The sequence below is a fragment of the Leucobacter albus genome (assembly GCF_039528015.1).
GTDB classification, from domain to species: Bacteria; Actinomycetota; Actinomycetes; order Actinomycetales; family Microbacteriaceae; genus Leucobacter; species Leucobacter albus.
Window position 1 is genome coordinate 92,040 of sequence record NZ_BAAAKZ010000006.1, and the last position, 20,497, is coordinate 112,536.

Below are 20,497 nucleotides of genomic sequence, written 5' to 3' on the forward strand. Positions count from 1 at the left end.
CCGCCGCAGCTAGAACGCGAGCGACTGCGTCGCGCGGCGAACCGCGCTCTTGCGCCCGTCGACCAGCGAGTCGATGGGGCATTCGCCGAGCTCGTCGCTCACGCTGAACAGCCAGTCCATCGCCTCGTCGTCTGAGAAACCCGCGTCGATGAGCACGAGCAGGGTGCCGCGAAGTGAGGGCAGCGGCTGATCGTCATGGATAAATTCGGTGGGAATGTGCAGAGCGCCGTCGATGCGCACCGCGCCAAGGTAGTGGTCTTCAATGAGACGTCGAACCTTGCTCACAGAGAGCCCAAGGCGCTCTGCAACTTCGCTGAGGGTGAAATAGGAGCGTGTTGATCCGCTGTTTTCTGGCACCCTCTAACTCTGCCAGCGTGATTGCCGAAGCGCAATCCGCGCAAACGCGGCGCGCGCCACGACTCACACAGTCAAACTTCCGTAGACTTTCGGCGTGACCGCTCCACCCATCGACCCGCTCATCGGGCAGACGCTCGACGCGCGCTACGTGATTCGGTCGCGCATCGCGCGCGGCGGCATGGCGATGGTCTACCTTGCGCACGACCTCAGGCTCGAGCGCAAGGTTGCCGTGAAGGTGATGCACGAGCACCTGGCAGAAGACGAGAACTTCACCCGCCGCTTCGACCGCGAGGCGCGCAGCGCCGCCAGGCTCTCGCACGCAAACCTCGTGAATGTTTTCGACCAGGGCCAAGACCTCGGGCGCGTCTACCTCGTCATGGAGTACCTGCCGAGCATCACGTTGCGGCAGCTGCTCAAGAAGCAGCAGCGCCTCACCCTCGACCAGAGCCTCGAAATCGGCGACGCAATTCTCGCGGGGCTCGCGGCCGCCCACAGCGCAGGCATCGTGCACCGCGACCTCAAGCCCGAGAACGTGCTGCTCGTCGACGACGGCCGCATCAAGATCGGCGACTTCGGCCTCGCGCGCGCGGTGAGCGCGAACACGACCACGGGGCAGGCGCTGCTCGGCACGATCGCCTACCTCTCCCCCGAGCTCGTCACCCGCGGCATCGCCGACGAGCGCAGCGACCTCTACGCCTTCGGCATCATGCTCTACGAAATGCTCACCGGCACGCAGCCGTTCACCGGCGAGCAGCCGATGCAAATCGCCTACCAGCACGCGCACTCAGACGTGCCGCCACCGTCGGAGGCGGCCGACGTCTCGACTCCCGCACTCGACAGCTTCGTCGTCTGGCTCACCCAGCGCGACGCGGCGCTCAGGCCAGCAAATGCCGGCGAAGCGCTCACGCACATGCGAGAGCTGCGACACGATCCATACAGCTTTCCCGAAGCACTGGCCACGGCGGTGCTGCCGACCGGGGCGCTGCCAGGAGACACGACCGTATTGCCAGCTGGCTCGCAGTTCACCGACGCAGCCACCACCAACCTCACGCCAGCGACCGCGGTGCTCGGGCGCCCCGAGCAGGCGTCGTTGCAGGGCAGCGAGACGGGCAAGCTCGCGCCCGCGCAATCGGCGAGCGACGTCGATAGAGTGCGCGATCAGGGAGCGAAGCGAGCGCGCTCGGGCCGCATCACCGCCGCAGTGATCGCGGTGCTACTCGCCGCGACGACGGGGGTTGCGCTCTGGTTCGGGCTCGGCCCTGGCTCGGCCGTAACCGTGCCCGAGGTCGCTGGCCAATCGATGGCCGAAGCGCAGGCGACACTCGAGCAGCTCGATCTCGTTGTGGCGACCGGCGAGTGCACGAGCCTCGACATCGAGGTCGGCCTCGCAGCCGGCATCACCCCCGAACCGGGAACGAGGCTCGACCGGGGCAGCGATGTGACGCTGTGCCAGTCAACCGGCCCGGAGCTGCTCGCCGTGCCAACCCTCGTCGGGCTCAGCCTCGACGATGCCATCGCCCAGATCGAGGCAGGCCGCTTCACCTTCGGCAAGGTGACCGACACCAGGTTCTCGGGGGCCGCGGCTGACGAGGTGCTTGCCGCCCTCGATTCGAACGACGCCGAGCTCGGAGACACCTTCCCAGAGCGCGGCACGATCAACCTCATCGTGTCGGCGGGGCCGGTGCCCGACGTGAGTGGCCTGAGCGTGGAGCAGGCGACAAAGACCCTCGCGGGCAGCGAGCTCAGCGTCGATGCTTCCCAGAACACCGAGGTGATCAGCGACGAGGTGCCGAAGGGGCAGGTCGTTGGCATCGTGTGGCTCACCGACCCCGTGCGCCCCGGCGACTCCGTTGGGCTGCAGATCTCGTCTGGGCCCGAGCTCTTCGCCATCCCCGACGTTTCTGGCATGGGCCTGCAAGAGGCGATGGACACGCTTGCGGCCGCAGGGTTTTCGCCGACGACGCTCGTGCCCGAGGCGCTGCGCGGGCTCGCGCGTGCAACCGGCACCAACCCGGCAGCCGGCACCGAAGTCGAAGCGGGAACAGAGATTCGCGTCACCTCGCAAATCTCGCTGTAGCCGCCCCACACCGCCTCAACACAGCAGTGCGGCCGCAGCCCCGAAGGGCCACGGCCGCACTCACCAGGTCGTGCAGAACCGGCGCGCGCCGTGCGCTTACGGCCGGCGCACGCCCACGGTGCGCTTCAGCTCCTCAGCCACCTGGAAGGCGAGCTCGAGCGACTGCATGTGGTTCAGTCGCGGGTCGCACACCGACTCGTAGCGCTGCTCGAGCGCCTCTTCGTCGATGTTCTCGGAGCCGCCGAGGCACTCGGTGACGTCGTCACCGGTGAGCTCGACGTGAATGCCACCGGGGTAGGTGCCGACCTCGCGGTGCGCCTCGAAGAACCCGAGGAGCTCGTCCATCACATCGTTGAAGCGGCGCGTCTTGAAGCCGTTCGCCGTGGTGATGCCGTTGCCGTGCATCGGGTCGGTAACCCACAAAGGCTGCGCCCCCGCGTCTCGCACGCCGGCGAGCAGCCCCGGCAGCACATCGCGAATCTTCTCGGCGCCCATGCGGGTGATGAACGTCAGGCGCCCGGGCTCGCGGTTCGGGTCGAGCTTGTCGATGAGACGCATCGCGTCGTCGGTCGTCGCGGTCGGCCCGAGCTTCACGCCGATGGGGTTGCGCAGCTTTGACAGGTAGTCGACATGGGCTCCGTCGATGTCGCGCGTGCGTTCCCCGATCCACAGCATGTGGCCCGAGGTGCCGTACAGCTCGCCGGTGCGCGAATCAATGCGCGTGAGCGGCCGCTCGTAGTCGAGCAGCAGTGCCTCGTGGCTCACGTAGAACTCGGTCTGGGTGAGCGCGGTGTGATCGACACCGCACGCATCCATGAACCGCAGCGCCCGGTCGATCTCGGTCGCGAGCGCCTCGTAACGCTGATTCGCTGGGTTCGAGACGAAGCCCTGGTTCCAGGCATTCACCTGGCGCAGGTCTGCCATGCCCCCTTGCGTGAAGGCGCGAATGAGGTTGAGCGTCGATGCCGAGACGTGGTAGCCGCGCACCAGCCGGCTTGGGTCGGCTGTGCGAGACTCCTCGGTGAAGTCGTAGCCGTTCACCAGATCGCCGCGGTACGCGGGCAGCGTTACGCCCTCGCGCGTCTCTTCGTTGCTCGAGCGCGGCTTCGCGAACTGGCCGGCCATGCGGCCAACCTTGATCACCGGCATCGAAGCGCCGTAGGTCAGCACGACGGCCATCTGCAGCAGCGTCTTCACGCGGTCGCGAATCTTGTCGGCGGTTGCCGCCTCGAACGTCTCAGCGCAGTCGCCGCCCTGCAGCAGAAAAGCCTCGCCGCGCGCCGCGCTCGCAAGCCGCTCGCGCAGCTGGTCGACCTCGCCCGCAAACACGAGCGGCGGCTGCGTCGAGATCTCTTGTTTCGCATACTCAAGGGCGGCGGCGTCGGGCCAGCTCGGCTGCTGCTTCGCGACGAGTGCACGATAGGTGTCGAGCTGCTCGAAGGTCTGCTGTGCCGTCAGGGTCTCTACGCTTACTGCGTTCATGGCCATCCCGTGTGTATCTCAAACGTGCCGCCCTGTTTGGCGGCCCCACTCAAGACTACCCAACACGCCCGACATTCGGCGCATGCGCGTGCGATGCCCAGAGCGAACGAGCAGCGCGAGGCGGATCCGCGGGCGCTCTAGCGGTTACGCACGCTCGAGGCGTAGACGTCGACGTACTCCTGGCCACTGAGCTCTTGAATCGCGAGGGTAATTTCGTCGGTCACGCTGCGCAGCACGAAGCGGTCTGCGCTCATGCCCTCGAAACGGCTGAAGTCCAGCGGCTTGCCGATAACCGTGCCGATGCGGCGAACCTTCGGAAACTTCGCGCCGATGGGCATGGCCTTCTCCGTGTCGATCATCACCACGGGCACCACGGGCACCCCTGATTCGAGCACCATGCGCGCGACGCCGGTGCGCCCGCGGTAGAGCCGGGCGTCGGGGCTGCGCGTGCCCTCGGGGTAGATGCCGAGCACATCGCCGCGCTCCAGCACCTGCAGGCCGGTGTTGAGCGATGCCTCCGATGCCTTCCCGCCCGATCTATCGATCGGCAGCTGACCAACGCCGAGCATAAAGTTCTTCACGAGCCAGCCCTTCAGGCCCTTACCTGAGAAGTATTCGCTCTTCGCAAGAAAGTACACTCGGCGCTCGATCATCACGGGAAGGAAAAACGAGTCGATCACCGATAGGTGGTTCCCGACAAGAATTACGGGCCCTGTGGCCGGAATATTCTCGGCTCCCTCCACCCACGGACGGTACACGGCCTTCAGAAAAGGCCCGACAATCAGGTGTTTAAAGATCCAGTAGAGCAAAGTGACCTGGTTCCCTTCGTAGATCTTCACAATAGCGGAGCCGCGCGCCCTCAGGCGCATAGAGATAGGCTGTGAGCATACATGTCCGTGGCCCCCTGGCCGCGCATTGCACCCGACACGAGGTACAAAGGAGTTGCCGTGAAGCTGTCAGAAACACCACTGCTCGTTCCCCCGGTTCCAGAGGACAACATTACCGACCTCCTCGAGCAGCGGGTCGCCGCTACTCCAGATCGCCCCCTGTTCGCCACACCAGCCAACGGCGGCTGGAGCGACATCAGCGCGACGGAGTTCAGAAACCAGGTCGTCGCGCTCGCCAAGGGCTTCGTCGCCGCCGGCGTCGAGCCGGGCGACCACATCGCGTTCATGTGCAAGACGACCTACGAGTGGTCGCTCGTCGACTTCGCGCTGCACTACGCGGGCGCGGTGATGGTTCCCGTCTACGAGACCTCGTCTGCACTGCAGATCCATTGGATTCTCGAAGACTCGGGGGCCCGCGGCTTCATGATCGAGACGGGCGACCAGTTCGCACGCTTCGCCGAGGTGCAAGATCAGCTCACGAAGGTCGACCTCGTGTGGCGCCTTGACGAGGGCGCGGTCGCGAGCCTCACGAGTGATGGATCCGCCGTCGCCGACGAAGAGATCGAGCGGCGCCGCAACCTCGCGAACGGCGATGACATCGCGACCCTCATCTACACCTCGGGGTCGACCGGCCGGCCGAAGGGCTGCGTGCTCACCCACTCCAACTTCGTCGAGCTGTCGCGCAACGCCGGCAGCGCGCTCTCCGAGCTCGTGCAGCAGCCCGGTGCGGCGACCCTGCTCTTCGTGACGCTCGCGCACGTGTTCGCCCGCTTCATTTCGGTGCTCTGCGTGCACGCCGGCGTGCGCGTCGGCCACCAGGCAGACACGACGCAGCTGCTGCCCGCGCTCAGCACGTTCCACCCAACGTTCCTGCTCGCGGTGCCGCGCGTCTTCGAGAAGGTGTACAACTCGGCCGAGCAGTCGACGGAGGCAGAGGGCAAGGGCAAGATCTTCCGCTCCGCGGCGAAGGTCGCCGTCGCCCACTCCGAGGCGCTCGACGCAGGCAAGGTTCCCTTCGGGCTCGGCCTGAAGTTCAAGGTCTTCGACAAGCTCGTCTACTCGAAGCTGCGCGAGAAGCTCGGCGGGCGCGTGCAGTACGCGGTCTCGGGCTCGGCCCCGCTCAGCCGCTACCTCGGGCATTTCTACCGCAGCCTCGGCATCAAGATTCTCGAGGGTTACGGCCTGACCGAGACGACTGCCCCCGTGACCGTGAACCTGCCAGACAAGTTCAAGATCGGCACCGTTGGCCCCGCGCTCCCCGGTCACACCGTGCGCATCGCCGACGACGGCGAGATCGAGGTCAAGGGCATCGACGTCTTCAAGGAGTACTGGAACAACCCGGAGGCCACCAAGGCGGTCTTCACCGAAGACGGGTTCTTCAAGACCGGAGACCTCGGCTCGCTCGACAGCGACGGCTACCTCTCGATCACCGGGCGCAAGAAAGAGATCATCGTCACCGCCGGGGGCAAGAACGTCGCCCCGGCCGCGCTCGAAGACCCTATCCGCGCGAACACGATTATCAGCCAGGTCGTTGCCGTCGGCGAGCAGAAGCCGTTCATCGCGGCCCTCGTCACGCTCGACATGGAGATGCTCCCGGCCTGGCTGAAAAACCAAGACGAGAACCCCGATATGACCGTCGAGGAGGCGGCCCGCAACCCCAAGGTGCTCGCCGAGGTGCAGCGCGCCGTCGACCAGGGCAACAAGTTCGTCTCGCGCGCCGAGTCGATCCGCAAGTTCGTCATTTTGCCGACCGACTTCGTCGAGGCCAACGGGCACCTCACGCCGAAGATGAGCATCAAGCGCGACAACATTCTGCGCGACTTCTCCGCCGAGATCGCGGAGCTCTACGGTGAGAACCCGCAGACCGATTTTGTGCAAACGCAGTAATCAATCGACCGCGCATTGGGGTTGGCGCTGCGCACGCGTACCCATCCCAACTTGCGCCTCGTAACAGCGGCCCTCGGATCCACATCCGGGGGCCGCTTTGTCGTCGCCGAGGGCGGCCCCTAGAACCAGTTCGACGTGCGAATCTGCCGCATCGCCTCGCCGCGCGCCTCGCGGTCGAGCCGCGAAATGTAGAGCTTGCCGTCGAGGTGGTCGCACTCGTGCTGCAGCGCCTGCGCCTTGAGCCCCTCGCCCTCGATGATGAGCTCGTTGCCTTCGAGATCGATGCCACGCACCTTCGCGTAGGGGTAGCGGAGCACCTCGAACCACAGGTCGGGCACCGACAGGCAGCCCTCGCCAGTAGGCACGGGCTCCCCCGACACCTCGATGAGCTCGGGGTTCAAGACATACTCGATCACCCCATCAATGTTCAGGCTGAACGCGCGCTGCGTGTAGCCGATCTGAGTGGCGGCCAGCCCGGCCCGGCCGGGTTCGTCGACCGTTTCGCACAGATCCGCCACGAGCGCGTGCACGCCCGCATCTAGCTCCGTAATTTCCTCACACACGGTACGAAGCACCGGGTCCCCAAACAAGCGAATCTCGCGTCTAGCCATAGTGAAATGCTATCGGGTGCCGCAGTTCGAGCTCACAAAGCTGAGAACGGCCACCAGATTCCAATCGGAATCCAGTAAGCTCGAATTGTGCATGTATTGAGTGTCAGCTCCCTCAAAGGTGGCGTAGGAAAGACGACCGTGAGTCTAGGCATCGCGTCGGCAGCGTTCTCGCGTGGCCTGCGCACGCTCGTGGTTGATCTCGACCCGCAGTCCGATGTTTCGACCGGCCTAGCTGTCGACCCTGACGGGTACGCGAACATTGCCGATGTGCTCGAGTCTCCAAAAGAGAAGGTCGTTCGCTCCGCAATCGCGCCGAGCGGTTGGAACGAGTTTCACGAGGGCGGCAAGATCGACCTGCTCGTCGGCAGCCCCTCGGCCATTAACTTCGACGGGCCGCACCCGTCTGCGCGCGACATCTGGAAGCTCGAGGAGGCGCTCGCGATTGTCGAGGCCGACTACGACCTCGTGCTCATCGACTCGGCGCCCTCGCTCAACGCACTGACGCGCACCGCGTGGGCCGCCTCCGATCGCGTGCTGATCGTCACCGAGCCCAGCCTGTTTGCGGTCGCCGCAACCGACCGTGCGCTGCGCGCCATCGAAGAGATTCGGCGCGGCGTGAGCCCCCGGCTCCAGCCGCTCGGCATTCTCATCAACCGCGTGCAGCCGCAGTCGATGGAACACCAGTTCCGCATTCGCGAGCTGCGCGAGATGTTTGGGCCCCTCGTGCTCAACCCACAGCTGCCCGAGCGCCCCGCACTGCAGCAGGCACAGGGCGCGGCAAAGCCCGTGCACCTCTGGCCAGGCGAACCTGCGCAAGAGATGGCAGCGAACTTCGACCTCGTGCTCGATCGAGTGCTCCGCTCCGCCGGCGCCGCCGCCGCACAGGCAAAGTAGCGTGCGCAAACACCCCCGCCCCGGCAGCCCTCTCTGAGAGCGCCGGCGCGGGGGTGTTTGCTCGCTGCGCGGTTCGCCGGCGGGCCAGCCAGGGCGAGACCTACATTTATCTCCGAGCACCCCTCACTGCACGCGGGTGCAAGGGGGTGCTTTGGGAGGCATGTGCAGGGATCGGGTCCCCGCCCCCGGGCAGCGCGCAGGGCGGCGCGGCGCAGGGCGGGCGCGGCGCAGGGCGGGCGCGGCGCGGGGCTGCGCGGCGCGGCGCGGCGCGGCGCAGGGTCGTACCGCGCGGCGCAGGGTCGTACCGCGCGGCGCAGGGCGCGCTACGAGGTTTTGCGGGCCGCGCGGCGCGCCGCGAGCTCATCGCCAGCAGCTGCCTCGTCGGCACTCTTCTCGCGGTGGTCGTCGAGGTCGACGAGCGAGGTCTCCACCTCGCGCAGCACCTTGCCTACGGCAATGCCGAAGACGCCCTGACCGCGGCTTACGAGGTCGATCACCTCGTCGCTCGAGGTGCAGAGGTAGACGCCAGCCCCGTCGCTCATGAGCGTGGTCTGCGAGAGATCGTGCACGCCCGCGGCGTGCAGCTGCGCGACCGCGGTGCGAATCTGCTGCAGCGAGATGCCCGTGTCGAGCAGTCGCTTGACGAGCTTCAGCACAAGAATGTCGCGGAAGCCGTAGAGGCGCTGCGACCCCGAGCCCTGTGCCCCGCGCACCGTTGGCTCGACGAGCCCCGTGCGCGCCCAGTAGTCGAGCTGGCGGTAGGTGATGCCTGCGGCGCGGGCCGCAACCGCGCCCTTGAACCCGCCGTCGGTGTTGGGCTTCGGGAGGCCGTCGCTGAAGAGCATGTCTGCGGCGTCCAGGTACTCGTTTGCACCCTGCCCGCTACCGCCGGCTGGCGGCTCGATCTGCTCCATGACGTCCCTCTCTTCGCGCTGTGCTCAGTTCACCTAACGCTATCGCCGGGAGGGGCCCATGGCAACGACCGCGGGCACCCATTTCACCACACCCACCTTAAGGTTCAACTTGAAGGTGAGAAATCAGCGGAAACACGCCAAACTACTGCGCGCCAAACTTGCGCCGCAACACGCCGGAGCGAACGGTCTCCAGGTATTCGAGCAACTCGAGCGAGCCGTCGACCGCGCTCGGCGACCCCTGCTTCTCGCCGCGCGAGGCAACGGCGTGCGACAGCATCTCTGCCTCGCGCTCCGCAGAGATGCGCAGAGACCGCAGGTGTCGCGGCGTGAGGCCCGCCTGAGCGAGCTTCATCAGTGCCGTCAGCTGCGCGATCGAGTCAAACGGAAACACCTCGGTAGCGGGCAGCAGCCCCGCCGCAATGGCCTCGCCAAGGAATCGTTTGTTCGTCGCGGCCGCACGGCACAGCTCGTCGCTCGATAGCACCTCTTTCGACGAAAGAATCGTCGATGCGCTGCGCGTCGACGCGCCGGGAATCACGGGGTCGCGGCCCGCATCGAGCTCCTCGAGCACCTCCGCGATCTTCTTCAGCGGCAGGTAGTGATCGCGCTGCAGGGTCAGCACGAGGCGAATGCGCTCGACGTGCTCCTGCGAGAACTTTCGGTAGCCCGACTTCGTGCGCTCCGGGGCGACGAGCCCCTGGTCTTCAAGAAAGCGCAGCTTCGACGGCGTCAGGTCGGCAAACTCCTCTTGGAGCGCCTGCAGCACCTGCCCGATGCTCAGCAGCCCGGCCGGTACGGCGCGTAGCGGCAGCGCCCCCATTAGAACGAGCCCGGCAGATCGAATCGCGATGCGAAGAACGTGAACCGAAACTTGCCGACCTGCACCTCGACGCCGTCTTCGAGCACGACCTCGCCATCGATGCGCTCCCCATCGCAGTAGGTGCCGTTGAGCGACCCGCGATCAGCGACCGAGAAGATTGTGCCGCGGCGCTTAAACTCCGCGTGCTTGCGCGACACCGTCACATCGTCGAGAAAGATGTCTGCCGCGGGGTGGCGCCCGGCAATCGTGAGGTCTTGGTCGAGCAGAAACCGTGCGCCAAGATCGGGGCCGCGGCGCACGACGAGCAGCGCCGCCCCCGAGGGCAGCGACTGCACGGCCTCGAGCTCGTCGACGTTGAGGTCGGTCACCTGCGCCCGAATCATCGCGTTCAGATCTTCACGGAACTGCTCCGTGGCGCGTACCTCGGTATCCTTGTTCCGCTTCTCGCTCACCACTGCATCACCCGTTTCATACTCAACGGAGCAAAGGCTCCGATACTGTCCCCCTACGCTATCGCAGTGGGGCATCATGGCGCATCCCTAGCGCCGATTTACGCGTGTGTTTGTCAGCCTTGCGTGCCCCCGCACCGCCAAATGCGACCCTCGCCGCAGCTTTCACTCGTGCGACTCGAGAAACTCGTAGACCTCGTGCGAGTCGACCCCGGGGAAGGTGCCCGTCGGCAGCGCTGCGAGCAGGCTCGTTGGCGTCGCTGCCTCGGGCCAGGCCGAGGCCTGCCACTTGTGCGTGAGCTCGGTCGAGGCGCGACGACAGCAGCGCTCGTCGGGGCAGAACGACTGCGAGCGGTGCTGGGTTTCGCGGCCGCGGAACCACTTGACGTCTTCGAATCGCACGCCGACACTCACCGAGTACTGCCCCTCCTTGGCGTTCTCGAGCCGCGAGGTGCACCAGTACGTTCCCCCAGATGCCATGTCTGTGTACTGGTACCAGGGGTTAAAGAAGTCGGGCTGGGCGAACACCGTGCGGGCCGTCCAGTTACGGCACACCATGGCACCCTCAAGGTTGCCGAGGGCGTCTGACGGAAACCGCACCCCGTCGTTCTCATACGCCTTAATCAGCGTTCCAGATTCGTGGGCCTTCATGAAGTGAACGTTCAGGTCGAGCCACTCGGTCGCGAGGTTGGTGAAGCGGTGAGCTGCCATCTCGTATGAGACGGCGAACGCATCCCGCAGATCCTCCATCGAAATCTCGCGGCGGCTCTTCGCGTCTTTGAGCGACTCAACCGCGGCCGCCTCGGGCAGCAGCACCGCGCCAGCGAGATAATTCACCTCGACACGCTGCTTGAGAAAATCGCCATAGTTGCGCGGCTCCTCGTGCCCGCAGACCAGGCTGCCGAGGGCACGCAAGATCGGCGCACGCGCATCGCGGGAGGGAAGGTTCGCGCTGAGGTAGATTCGGCCGTTTCGGCGATCGATGACGGATCGCGTCGAGTGCGGCAGATCGCTGACGTAGTGCAGCGTGAACCCGAGTTTCTCGGCCACTCGCGCGACGGTCTGCTGCAGCACCGGCCCCCCGGAGTACCCCACACTGTCGAGGAGCTGGGCAGCGGCCCGCTCGAGATCGGGGTAGTAGTTGTTCGCGACCCGCATGCCGGCGCGCAGTTCGGTGTTTGCTCGCCGCGCCTCCTCAGGCGTTGCGGCCCGCTCGGTGTGCAGCCGCTCAACTTCCTGGTGCAGGCCGATAATGGCGCGCAGCGTTTCGTCGTTCGTTGTTTTCGATACGCGGATCGGCTGCAGCCCGAGCGACCGAAACACCGACCCGCGCTGTGCTCGCTCGACAGCGATCTCGAGGGCTGCCCGCTCACTCGGCGCCTCGTCAACGAGGAGCTCGTCGACCGTCGATTGGAGGGCAGCCGCGAGCGCGCGCAGGAGCGGCAGGCGCGGCTCCCGCTTACCGTTCTCGAGCGCGGAGAGCTGCGATGGGGCCCGGTCAACGGCCGCAGCGAGCTGCTCAAGCGTCATGCCGAGCTCAACCCGCCGCTCGCGAATGCGCCGCCCGAGCGTGAGGGCGTCGCCCGCGTCGGTTTCGGCTTCTGGCTTCGCGAGATCGAGTGCGTCAATCGTCATACTCCCATCGTGACAGAGCGCAAATGTTTCGGCAAGCAGAAATATCGCAATATTTCACGTTCAAAACGACCGGCGCGCCGCTCGATCGGGGTCGAAGATAGAAACAACCCACATCACGAGCACTCGCCGCACGACCGGCACCGCGCACCCACCACTCCAAAGGAAACGACCATGAACACCCCAACCGCAACAGCAGAACGGCCGCGCACGTACTCCCCTGCAGCGCACGAGCCCCGCCTCGAGGTGAACGGCCGCCCGTTCGACCGCTCCGACGAGATCCTCACCCCCGAGGCGCTGGAGTTTCTCACCGAGTTGCACGCCCGCTTCGCGAGCCCCCGCCACGAGCGCCTCGCAGACAGGCAGCGCAAGCGCTACGAAATCGGCAACGGCCGCGACCCGAAGTTCCGCGAGGACACCCGCCACATTCGCGAGGACGCGAGCTGGCAGGTCGCTCCCCCGGCCCCTGGTCTTGAGGATCGCCGCGTCGAGATCACCGGGCCCACCGACCCGAAGATGACCATCAACGCGATGAACTCGGGCGCTCGCGTCTGGCTCGCCGACCAGGAGGACGCGACGAGCCCCACGTGGAAGAACGTTATCGGCGGCCAGCTCTCACTCTTCGACGCGATCCGCGGCCAGCTCGAGTACACGAGCCCCGAGGGCAAGCAGTACCGCATCACCGCTGAGCGCACCCCCACCATCGTGATGCGCCCCCGCGGCTGGCACCTCGTCGAAAAGCACATCCGTTTCACCGACGCGCAGGGCCAGCAGGGCGCGGCGTCAGGCAGCCTCGTCGACTTCGGCCTCTACGCGTTCCACAACGCGAAGCAGCTCATCGCGAACGGCCACGGCCCCTACTTCTACATCGCCAAGCTCGAGTCGAGCGAGGAGGCGAAGCTGTGGGACGACATCTTCAGCTACACCGAGGAGCGCCTCGGCCTCGAGCACGGCACGATTCGCGCGACGGTGCTCATCGAAACGCTGCCGGCAGCGTTCGAGATGGAGGAGATCCTCTACGTGCTGCGCGACCACATGGCGGGCCTGAACGCGGGCCGCTGGGACTACATCTTCTCGATCATCAAGAACTACCGCGGCCGCGGCGCACGCTTCGTCATGCCAGACCGCAGCGAAGTCACCATGACGGTGCCCTTCATGCGTGCGTACACTGAGCTGCTCGTGAAGACCTGCCACAAGCGCGGCGCCCACGCCATCGGCGGCATGAGCGCGTTCATCCCGAACCGCCGCGACCCCGAGGTCACGCAGCTCGCCGAGCAGAAGGTGCGCGCCGACAAGCAGCGCGAGGCGACCGACGGCTTCGACGGCACCTGGGTCGCTCACCCCGACCTCATTCCCGTCGCGCAGGCCGAGTTCGACGCCGTGCTCGGCGACCGCCCGAACCAGATCGATCGCCAGCGCGACGACGTCGAGGTAACCGCAGCACAGCTGCTCGACGTGCACATCGGTCGCGACATCACCGAGGCTGGCGTGCGCGACAACGTCTCGATCGGCGTCCGCTACATCGAGTCGTGGCTGCGGGGCATCGGCGCCGCGGCAATCGACAACCTCATGGAAGACGCGGCGACCGCAGAAATCAGCCGCTCGCAGATCTGGCAGTGGATCCACCAGGATCAGCGCACCGCAGACGGCACCCAGATCACCCGCGCCTGGGTCACCGAGATTCTCGCTGACACCGTGCGCGGCTTCGAGCGATTCGAGGGCGACCGCTACGACGACGCGGCCGAGCTGTTCGCTGACGTGGCGCTGGGCGACACCTTCCCGACGTTCCTCACCGTGCCTGCCTACAGCCGGTATCTCGTTGACGCGTAGGGGCAAGCGCGGCTCGTAGCGCCCCTGGTGAAAGAAGGCGGCCCCTCATCGGAGGGGCCGCCTTTTCGCGTATCTCGAGATGCCCGTCAGCTCAGCGTCGGGGGCCGCACCGGTTTGATGCGGTCACGCTCCGCGTCGCGCTCTGCCGCCAGCTCTGCCTCAATCTCGCGGTCACGTGCGGCCTCGGCGAGCGCCTGCTCGCGATCCTGCTCCGCGGCCTTCGCGGTTGCCCGCGCGACTGCCGGGCCCAGCTCGTCGACGAGAATCGTGCGGGAGTCGAGCTGCCCAGTACGGTAGGCAGCGCGCCCAACCATGTGCGCCGCCGTCGGCGCTGTCAGCGCCTGGAATACAAACACCGGCACGAGCGCGAGAAACACCCCGAGCGAGCGCTGATCGATGGCGACCGCGGCGATCACGAGCAGCAACCCGAAGATCTGCGGCTTTGTCGCCGCGTGGAGCCGGCTGAGCGAATCGGTGAAGCGCAGCAGGCCGATGCCCGCCGCCGCAGAGAGCATCGCGGCGAGCAGCAGGCAAATCACGGCGAGCGCGTCGAGAATCGTGTCAAACATGCTCTGTCTCCCCCACCGAGTCTGAAACCTCAAGCTCGTTGCGCCGCTTGACATATCGCGCGACAACGATTGTCGCGAAGGTCGCGGTCGCCGCGATGGCGACCATGATGGGAATCGAGTCTGTGTGCTGGCGCGCGACCATGTCAGCGCCGAGCGCCAAGATCACTGTTGTCAGCAGCACGTCCGAGGCCACCATGCGGTCGAGAATCGTGGGGCCGCGCACAATGCGCACGAGCGCAGCGAGCGCGGTAAACGTCAGGCCGACGCCCACCAGCACAAACATGAGCACCGCAAAGGTCATCGCCGCACCGCCTTCACTTCTTCTTTGGAGCCGAGCGTGAGAATCAGCAACCGCTCAATTGTCGCGACGTCGTGTCGCATCTTCGTGATCTGCTTCTGCGATGGCGTGTTCAGCACGTGCAGGTACAGCGTCGACCCGAAGCGATCGACCTCGGCAACGAGCGATCCCGGAATGAGCGAAATCGTCAGACCCACGATCGTGATAATGAAGTCAGAGCTCGTGCGCAGGCGAACCGCGATAATCGAGGTCATGGGAACGGGGCCTGGGCGAAGCGCCAGCCACGCCACCTCAAACGACGCCTTTGACAGGTTCCAGAGAAAATACCCGAGGTACCCGAGGGCATACCAGGGGTTGAACCTCCCGGCGAGGGCCACGGGAGGCAGATAGAACACTCGCATCATGACGATTGACACGATGATGCCGCTCACGAGCGAGAGCAGCGAGGCCTCCTGCCAGAGCATCATCCAGAGCACCACGAGGCCGACAAGCAGCGGCAGCTCGTGGAACCGAACGATGAACTCCATGCCGGTGACGGTGCGGGGCGTGCGCCTAGCCATGAGCGGCCTCCTCAGGGGCAGCGGTCGAACCGCTGCCACCGTTTGGCTGTTCGCCGTGCAGCACGAGCTCAGCGAGCAACTCGGGCGAGGCGAGGTCGTCGCCGGCGCGCTCTGCGTAGCCGAACAGCGGGCCAGCGGCGAAGGTAAGAATCAAGCTGACGCCGATCATGCCCGCGGTCGCCCCGACCATCAGCCTCGGGATGCGGCGCTGCTCTTGCGCTGGGGCCGCGTCTGGGGCGTCTTGCAGTCGCTCGATCATCGCCTGTTCGCGCTGCCGCAGCATCAGCGCCTCGGTCGAGGGCGGCTTCGCTGGCTCCTTCGCGGGCTCCTTGGCTGGGCCCGCAGCTGCCCCGCCGGCGCTGGCTGGCCGCGGGCGCCAAAACGCCAGCACCCAGGCCCGGGCAAGCGCGTACAGCGTCAGCAGCGACACGAGCGCCCCGATGCCGATCAGCCAGTAGGCTGCCGGGGTCTGTAGATCAGCGCCGGCAGTGAACAGCCCCACCTTGCCGAGAAAGCCAGAGAACGGCGGAATGCCGCCGAGGTTGAGCATAGGAATGAAGAACAGCACGCCGATCACCGGGGCGCTGCGCATCAGGCCGCCAAGCCCCGAGAGCGACGTGGTGCCGCCCTGGCGCTCCATCAGGCCAACGGCGAGGAAGAGCGTGGTCTGCACGATGATGTGATGCGCGATGTAGTAAATCGTCGCGGCGAATCCCGCCGACGTCGCGATCGCGATGCCGAAGATCATGTAGCCGATATGGCTGATGAGGGTGAACGACAGCATGCGCTTGACGTCGAGTTGCGAGATCGCGCCCAAAATGCCGACTATTAGCGTCAGCGCCGCGATCACCATGAGCAGCGGATCGACGCTCGACTCCGGGAACAGCATAGTCTGCGTGCGAATGATTGCGTACACGCCAACCTTGGTGAGCAGCCCGGCAAACACCGCGGTGACGGGCGCGGGCGCGGTCGGGTAGGAGTCTGGCAGCCAGAACGCGAGCGGGAAGACTGCCGCCTTGATGCCAAACGCGATGAGCAGTGCGAGGTTCAAGATGAGCTGCAGATCGCTCGGCAGCTCGGCGATGCGGGTCTGGAGCTGCGCCATGTTCACGGTGCCGGTAGCGCCGTAGACGAGGCCGATCGCCGCGAGAAACAGAATCGATGACACGAGCGAGACGACGACGTAGGTGACGCCAGCGCGAATGCGCGGCGCGGTGCCGCCAAGCGTGATGAGCACATAACTCGACACGAGCAGAATCTCGAAGCCAACGTAGAGGTTGAACAGGTCACCGGCGATAAAGGCGTTGAACACGCCGGCGCCCAGTACGAGGTACGTCGGGTAGTAGATCGACACGGGGGTTTCTTCATCGCCATCGGCGAGGCCCTGCCCGATCGAGAAGATAAACACCGCGAGCAGCACCACAGCCGACACCGCAAGCATGAGCGCGGAGACGCGATCCACCACGAGCGAAATGCCGTAGGGCGCCGCCCAGCCGCCAACCTGCATGACGAGCGGCCCGCCGCGATCCACCACGAACATGAGCAGCACGCCAAGCACCGAACTCGCCGTCAGCGCGACGAGAGTGATGCCTCGCTGCAGCTCGCGGTGGCCCGGCACCGCGAGGGCGAGCGCCGCCCCCACGAGCGGGAGCAGCACGACAATGGGAACGAGGAATGTCACTTGCGAACCTCCTCGGGGTCGTCTTCTGGCACGTCTTCTTCGAACTCGGGGGCGTCTTCGAGGTCGTCTTCGGTCACCTGACCGGTCGTGAGCGCCTCCGCGCTACCGATCGCGAGATCGTCTGCGTCATCCTCAACATGGTCGTCGCTGACGCGTGCGAGGCGCCACGAGCGATAGATCAGCGCGAGCAAGAACGCGCCGACGCCGAAGGTGATCACGATCGCCGTGAGAATAAAGGCCTGCGGGAGCGGATCGCTGATGGGCTCCTCGCCCCCGGCGAGCGGAGCTGCGCCGAAGTCGCCCGACATGAGGAAGATCAGGAGGTTAGTCGCGTTGCCGACGAGCAAGAAGCCGAGCAAAATGCGCGTCAGGCTGCGATCGAGCAGCAGGTAGACGCCCGCGACATACATGACCACCATCACGGCGACGAGAACGAGTGGCATTGTCACCGTGCGGCCTCCTCTGCAAATTCTGCGTTGTCTGCTTCCTCGTGCTCATCGATCTCGGAGCCAAGGCTGCGCAGCACATCGAGCACCAGCCCAAAGACCACCAGATACACGCCGATATCGAACAGTGTCGACGTCACGAGCGGCAGCGACCCGAAGGGGCCGAGGTCGAGATCGACCCAGCTCGACGACAGCGCCGGCTGGCCGAAGAAGAGCGGCACGATCGCCATCGAGACCGCGAGCGCAAGCCCGATGCCGAGAATGCGGCCGGCGTCGAGCGACACCGTCGCGCGCAGCTCGTGGCGCCCGCCCGCGAGATACCGCGCCACGAGGGCGAGGCCCGCGACAAGCCCGGCAGCGAACCCTCCACCGGGGAGGTTATGGCCCGACAGCAGCAAGAACACCGACAGAATCAAGAGGCCGTGGAAGACCAGCCGCACGACAACCTCGAGAATGATCGAGCGCCGCTCCGGCCGCAGGTAATTGCCGGCAAGAAGCCAGTTCATGCGGCTCGCAGGGTCCTCAGGATCGGCGACACGGAGCAGGTGGGCGCGCGTCGCGTTACGCGCTTCTCTGCGGCTCAGGTGCGGGCTCTGATCGACTCGGGTATTGAGGAACACGAGCGAGGCCACGCCGGTCGCGGCCGCAAGCACCACCGACAGCTCCCCCATCGTGTCCCAAGCGCGTATGTCGACGAGCATGACGTTTACGACGTTGTAGCCGTGACCACCCTCGACAGCGAGCTGCGGCAGCGCCGCCGAGATCGGGTCGGCGATTCTCGCGCCGAGCGACACGACGGCGACTGCGCCGAGCACGAGCCCGACACCGAGGCCGAGCGCGAGCCGAAACACCCGCGTCGCGCGACGCGGCCGCTGCGCCATGTGCGCCGGCAGGCGACGAATCACAAGCACGAACGCGATCAGGGTGACCGTCTCGACGAGCAGCTGGGTGAGCGCAAGATCAGGGGCGCCATGGAGCGCGAAGATTGTCGCCATGCCGTAGCCCGTCACACCAACGAGTAGGCCGCCCTGGAACCGGGTGCGGGCACGCATTGCGAAGAGCGCAGCGACAATCATGACAATGGCGATGGGAATGTCGACGGGGCTGGAGATGAACGAGATCTCTTCTGGCCACTGCTGCACGGAGAGCACGGTGCCGCCAAGCGCGACGACCATCACCGAAAGAATGACCGCGAGGTAGAACGGCAGCGAGCCGCGTTGGGTCAGCGAAGTGAACCGCACGGCGATCGTGTCGAGCATGTGCGTTGCGACCCAGTATGCGTGTGAGCCAGACAGCCGCTCAGATGGCGGCGGCAGCGTCACCGCGAGCCTGCGCGCCGGGAAGAAGAGCAGCACGCCGAGCAACAAAATAACGCCAGACAGAAGCAGCGGAACCGTCCAGCCGTGCCAGATGCTGAGGTGCTCGGGGGCACCGAGCGGCGTCAGCGGCACAGAGGCGCGCACGAGCGGATCGAGCAGCGGAGACGCCACGCCGTAGAACACCGCGACGGCTGCAAACAGCGCCGGGGCGATGACGATCGACCGCGCAACCTGCGTTTCGAGCGGAGTGTCTGCCACACCGGGCTTTGAAGCGAACGCTCCCCACAAGAAACGCACCATGTAGGCCACGGTAAGAACACTGCCGATCACCGCGACCACGAGGGCGACGATCGCCACGGGGTGCTCGTGACCGACCTCGAGCAGCTCGGCGAAGGCAGCCTCCTTGGCGACGAAGCCGAAGAACGGCGGCACGCCAGCCATCGACGCAGAGGCGACGATCGCGACGCCAAGCAGAGCTGGGAACCGACGGCCAATCCCGCTGAGACGGCGCAGATCGCGCACGCCGGTCGAATAGTCGATGATGCCGACCGTCAAGAACAGTGGTGCCTTCGCCACGGCGTGGGCGAACAGCAGCACGAGGCCGGCAAACGTCACGCGCGGGTCGCCGACGCCGATCACCATCACGAGGAGGCCGAGCTGACTGACAGTGCCCTGCGCGACAATGAGCTTGATATCGAACTGGCGCAGCGCGCGGAACCCGCCGACGAGCATAGTGATGCCGCCGAGAATCACCAGCGCCCAGCGGTAGCCTGGCACGTCTGCGAATGGCTCGCTCATGCGGGCGATGAGGTAGACCCCGGCTTTGACCATGGCCGCTGCGTGCAGGTACGCGCTCACCGGGGTCGGCGCAGCCATCGCGCCCGGGAGCCAGAAGTGGAACGGGAAAATCGCTGACTTCGAGATCGCACCGAGCAAGATCAAATACACCGAGACGGTCACCAGCGTGCCCTCTGGCGGGCTGGCGATAATCTCGGAGAGCAGGGGTGTGCCCCCGGCCTGCACGAGCAGCACAAAGCCAACGAGCATCGCGAGCCCGCCGAGCGTCGTGATCATCAGGGCCTGGAGCGCCGCGGAGTTCGCGGTTCGCAAACGCGTGACGTGCCCGATGAGCAGGAAGGAGAATACCGTGGTCGCTTCCCAGAAAATGAACAGCAAATAGACGTTGTCTGCGACGACGAGGCCAAGCATGCTCGTCGCAAACCCCATGAAGACACCGGCGAAGCGGGGAATGCCGAGCTCGCCGTCGTCAAAGTAGTTCGCGCAGTACAGCAGCACGAGCGCGCCGGCGCCGGTAACCAGCAGCGAGAACAGCGCTGAGAGCGGGTCGAGCCGCAGCGTGAGCGCCATGTTGAGCTGCGGAATCCACTCAACGTGCTCGACGAGGGTGTTGCCAGCAAAGACCGGAATCGCGAGAGTAATAAACACCGCGAACGCTCCGGCCATGAGCGCGGCAAGCACGAGGAAGGCCCGCCGCCCGAGGCGCTTGGTGAGCGGGTGAGAAATCAGAGACACGAACGCGAGGAGGAGAATTGCACCCATCATCGCGCCCATTGGCTGCCCACTTTCGCTTCTTTTCGTCGTCCCAAATTCCAGTTTATCGGATGAAGGGGCGACCGGCTGACCCATCTGGCAATCCCGTGGGAATTCTTGAATTGAGTACGTAAATACTTCCACGCGAAATGGCAAAGGCCCCTGAAATGACGAAAGCCCCGGAGCGCAATTGCTCCGGGGCTTTCCCAATAAATGTTCGGCGGTGTCCTACT

General features: G+C 65.8%; 18 protein-coding genes. 4 read left to right on the plus strand and 14 right to left on the minus strand.

Annotation, left to right across the window (positions count from 1 at the left end; genetic code table 11):
- Positions 1–9 precede the first annotated feature (9 nt).
- Positions 10–357 carry an Rv2175c family DNA-binding protein gene (locus tag ABD115_RS08550; protein WP_343960260.1) on the minus strand — a complete coding sequence of 116 codons (348 nt, stop codon included), beginning with the start codon at positions 355–357 and terminating at the stop codon, positions 10–12.
- A gap of 94 nt (positions 358–451) precedes the next feature.
- Here ABD115_RS08550 and pknB point away from each other — a divergent pair, with 94 nt between their 5' ends.
- A complete protein-coding gene (gene pknB, locus ABD115_RS08555; protein ID WP_343960262.1) occupies positions 452–2,434 on the plus strand; it encodes a Stk1 family PASTA domain-containing Ser/Thr kinase in 1,983 nt (660 codons plus the stop codon).
- Positions 2,435–2,530: 96 nt separating this feature from the next.
- On the opposite strand, the gene ABD115_RS08560 is transcribed toward pknB, so the two are convergent.
- Positions 2,531–3,916, minus strand: a complete 1,386-nt coding sequence (locus ABD115_RS08560; protein WP_343960264.1) for a class II 3-deoxy-7-phosphoheptulonate synthase — start codon at positions 3,914–3,916, stop codon at positions 2,531–2,533.
- A gap of 137 nt (positions 3,917–4,053) precedes the next feature.
- Positions 4,054–4,725 carry a lysophospholipid acyltransferase family protein gene (locus ABD115_RS08565; RefSeq protein WP_343960294.1) on the minus strand — a complete coding sequence of 224 codons (672 nt, stop codon included), beginning with the start codon at positions 4,723–4,725 and terminating at the stop codon, positions 4,054–4,056.
- Positions 4,726–4,863: 138 nt separating this feature from the next.
- On the opposite strand from ABD115_RS08565, the gene ABD115_RS08570 reads away from it, so the two are divergent.
- Positions 4,864–6,690, plus strand: coding sequence for an AMP-dependent synthetase/ligase (locus ABD115_RS08570; protein WP_343960266.1), 1,827 nt, complete (start codon positions 4,864–4,866; stop codon positions 6,688–6,690).
- A 119-nt stretch (positions 6,691–6,809) separates the two neighbouring features.
- Here ABD115_RS08570 and def read toward each other — a convergent pair whose 3' ends face one another.
- Positions 6,810–7,301: a peptide deformylase gene (gene def / locus ABD115_RS08575; RefSeq protein ID WP_343960268.1), complete on the minus strand. Its 492-nt coding sequence runs from the start codon at positions 7,299–7,301 to the stop codon at positions 6,810–6,812.
- Between the two features lie 87 nt (positions 7,302–7,388).
- Here def and ABD115_RS08580 point away from each other — a divergent pair, with 87 nt between their 5' ends.
- Positions 7,389–8,195, plus strand: a complete 807-nt coding sequence (locus ABD115_RS08580) for a ParA family protein (RefSeq protein WP_343960270.1) — start codon at positions 7,389–7,391, stop codon at positions 8,193–8,195.
- A 323-nt stretch (positions 8,196–8,518) separates the two neighbouring features.
- Here the strand turns inward: ABD115_RS08580 and ABD115_RS08585 are convergent, their stop codons facing one another.
- The 4 genes from ABD115_RS08585 to ABD115_RS08600 form a co-directional block, all read right to left on the minus strand.
- Positions 8,519–9,040, minus strand: coding sequence for a MerR family transcriptional regulator (locus ABD115_RS08585; RefSeq protein WP_343960295.1), 522 nt, complete (start codon positions 9,038–9,040; stop codon positions 8,519–8,521).
- Positions 9,041–9,251: 211 nt separating this feature from the next.
- Positions 9,252–9,929, minus strand: a complete 678-nt coding sequence (gene ftsR / locus ABD115_RS08590; protein WP_343960272.1) for a transcriptional regulator FtsR — start codon at positions 9,927–9,929, stop codon at positions 9,252–9,254.
- Positions 9,929–10,381 (minus strand): FHA domain-containing protein, encoded by a 453-nt coding sequence (locus ABD115_RS08595; RefSeq protein WP_425560055.1) that lies wholly within the window; start codon positions 10,379–10,381, stop codon positions 9,929–9,931. The genes ftsR and ABD115_RS08595 overlap by 1 nt, the downstream gene beginning before the upstream one ends.
- Before the next feature lie 162 nt (positions 10,382–10,543).
- Entirely contained in the window at positions 10,544–12,013 is a 1,470-nt protein-coding gene (locus tag ABD115_RS08600) for a helix-turn-helix domain-containing protein (protein WP_343960274.1), read from the minus strand.
- 171 nt (positions 12,014–12,184) lie between these two features.
- Here ABD115_RS08600 and aceB point away from each other — a divergent pair, with 171 nt between their 5' ends.
- Complete coding sequence (aceB, locus tag ABD115_RS08605; RefSeq protein ID WP_343960276.1) at positions 12,185–13,840, plus strand: malate synthase A; 1,656 nt, start codon at positions 12,185–12,187, stop codon at positions 13,838–13,840.
- 86 nt (positions 13,841–13,926) lie between these two features.
- Here aceB and mnhG read toward each other — a convergent pair whose 3' ends face one another.
- From mnhG to ABD115_RS08635, 6 genes are read right to left on the minus strand one after another with little or no spacing between them, the layout of a single operon-like run.
- Positions 13,927–14,409: a monovalent cation/H(+) antiporter subunit G gene (gene mnhG / locus ABD115_RS08610; protein ID WP_343960278.1), complete on the minus strand. Its 483-nt coding sequence runs from the start codon at positions 14,407–14,409 to the stop codon at positions 13,927–13,929.
- Positions 14,402–14,710 (minus strand): MrpF/PhaF family protein, encoded by a 309-nt coding sequence (locus ABD115_RS08615; protein ID WP_343960280.1) that lies wholly within the window; start codon positions 14,708–14,710, stop codon positions 14,402–14,404. The genes mnhG and ABD115_RS08615 overlap by 8 nt, the downstream gene beginning before the upstream one ends.
- A complete protein-coding gene (locus tag ABD115_RS08620; protein WP_343960282.1) occupies positions 14,707–15,267 on the minus strand; it encodes a Na+/H+ antiporter subunit E in 561 nt (186 codons plus the stop codon). Before ABD115_RS08620 ends, ABD115_RS08615 begins: the two co-directional genes overlap by 4 nt.
- A complete protein-coding gene (locus tag ABD115_RS08625; protein ID WP_343960284.1) occupies positions 15,260–16,948 on the minus strand; it encodes a Na+/H+ antiporter subunit D in 1,689 nt (562 codons plus the stop codon). The genes ABD115_RS08620 and ABD115_RS08625 overlap by 8 nt, the downstream gene beginning before the upstream one ends.
- A complete protein-coding gene (locus ABD115_RS08630; protein ID WP_343960298.1) occupies positions 16,945–17,391 on the minus strand; it encodes a Na(+)/H(+) antiporter subunit C in 447 nt (148 codons plus the stop codon). Before ABD115_RS08630 ends, ABD115_RS08625 begins: the two co-directional genes overlap by 4 nt.
- Positions 17,392–17,393: 2 nt before the next feature.
- Complete coding sequence (locus tag ABD115_RS08635; protein ID WP_343960286.1) at positions 17,394–20,273, minus strand: Na+/H+ antiporter subunit A; 2,880 nt, start codon at positions 20,271–20,273, stop codon at positions 17,394–17,396.
- Between the last annotated feature and the right edge of the window lie 224 nt (positions 20,274–20,497).

Coding starts and splice junctions, on each gene's coding strand:
- ABD115_RS08600 (WP_343960274.1), bottom strand. CDS start 12,013: ATGACGATTGACGCACTCGATCTCGCGAAGCCAGAAGCCGAAACCGAC.
- ABD115_RS08630 (WP_343960298.1), bottom strand. CDS start 17,391: ATGCCACTCGTTCTCGTCGCCGTGATGGTGGTCATGTATGTCGCGGGC.
- ABD115_RS08560 (WP_343960264.1), bottom strand. CDS start 3,916: ATGAACGCAGTAAGCGTAGAGACCCTGACGGCACAGCAGACCTTCGAG.
- ftsR (WP_343960272.1), bottom strand. CDS start 9,929: ATGGGGGCGCTGCCGCTACGCGCCGTACCGGCCGGGCTGCTGAGCATC.
- ABD115_RS08585 (WP_343960295.1), bottom strand. CDS start 9,040: ATGCTCTTCAGCGACGGCCTCCCGAAGCCCAACACCGACGGCGGGTTC.
- aceB (WP_343960276.1), top strand. CDS start 12,185: ATGAACACCCCAACCGCAACAGCAGAACGGCCGCGCACGTACTCCCCT.
- ABD115_RS08620 (WP_343960282.1), bottom strand. CDS start 15,267: ATGGCTAGGCGCACGCCCCGCACCGTCACCGGCATGGAGTTCATCGTT.
- def (WP_343960268.1), bottom strand. CDS start 7,301: ATGGCTAGACGCGAGATTCGCTTGTTTGGGGACCCGGTGCTTCGTACC.
- ABD115_RS08615 (WP_343960280.1), bottom strand. CDS start 14,710: ATGACCTTTGCGGTGCTCATGTTTGTGCTGGTGGGCGTCGGCCTGACG.
- ABD115_RS08635 (WP_343960286.1), bottom strand. CDS start 20,273: ATGGGTGCAATTCTCCTCCTCGCGTTCGTGTCTCTGATTTCTCACCCG.
- mnhG (WP_343960278.1), bottom strand. CDS start 14,409: ATGTTTGACACGATTCTCGACGCGCTCGCCGTGATTTGCCTGCTGCTC.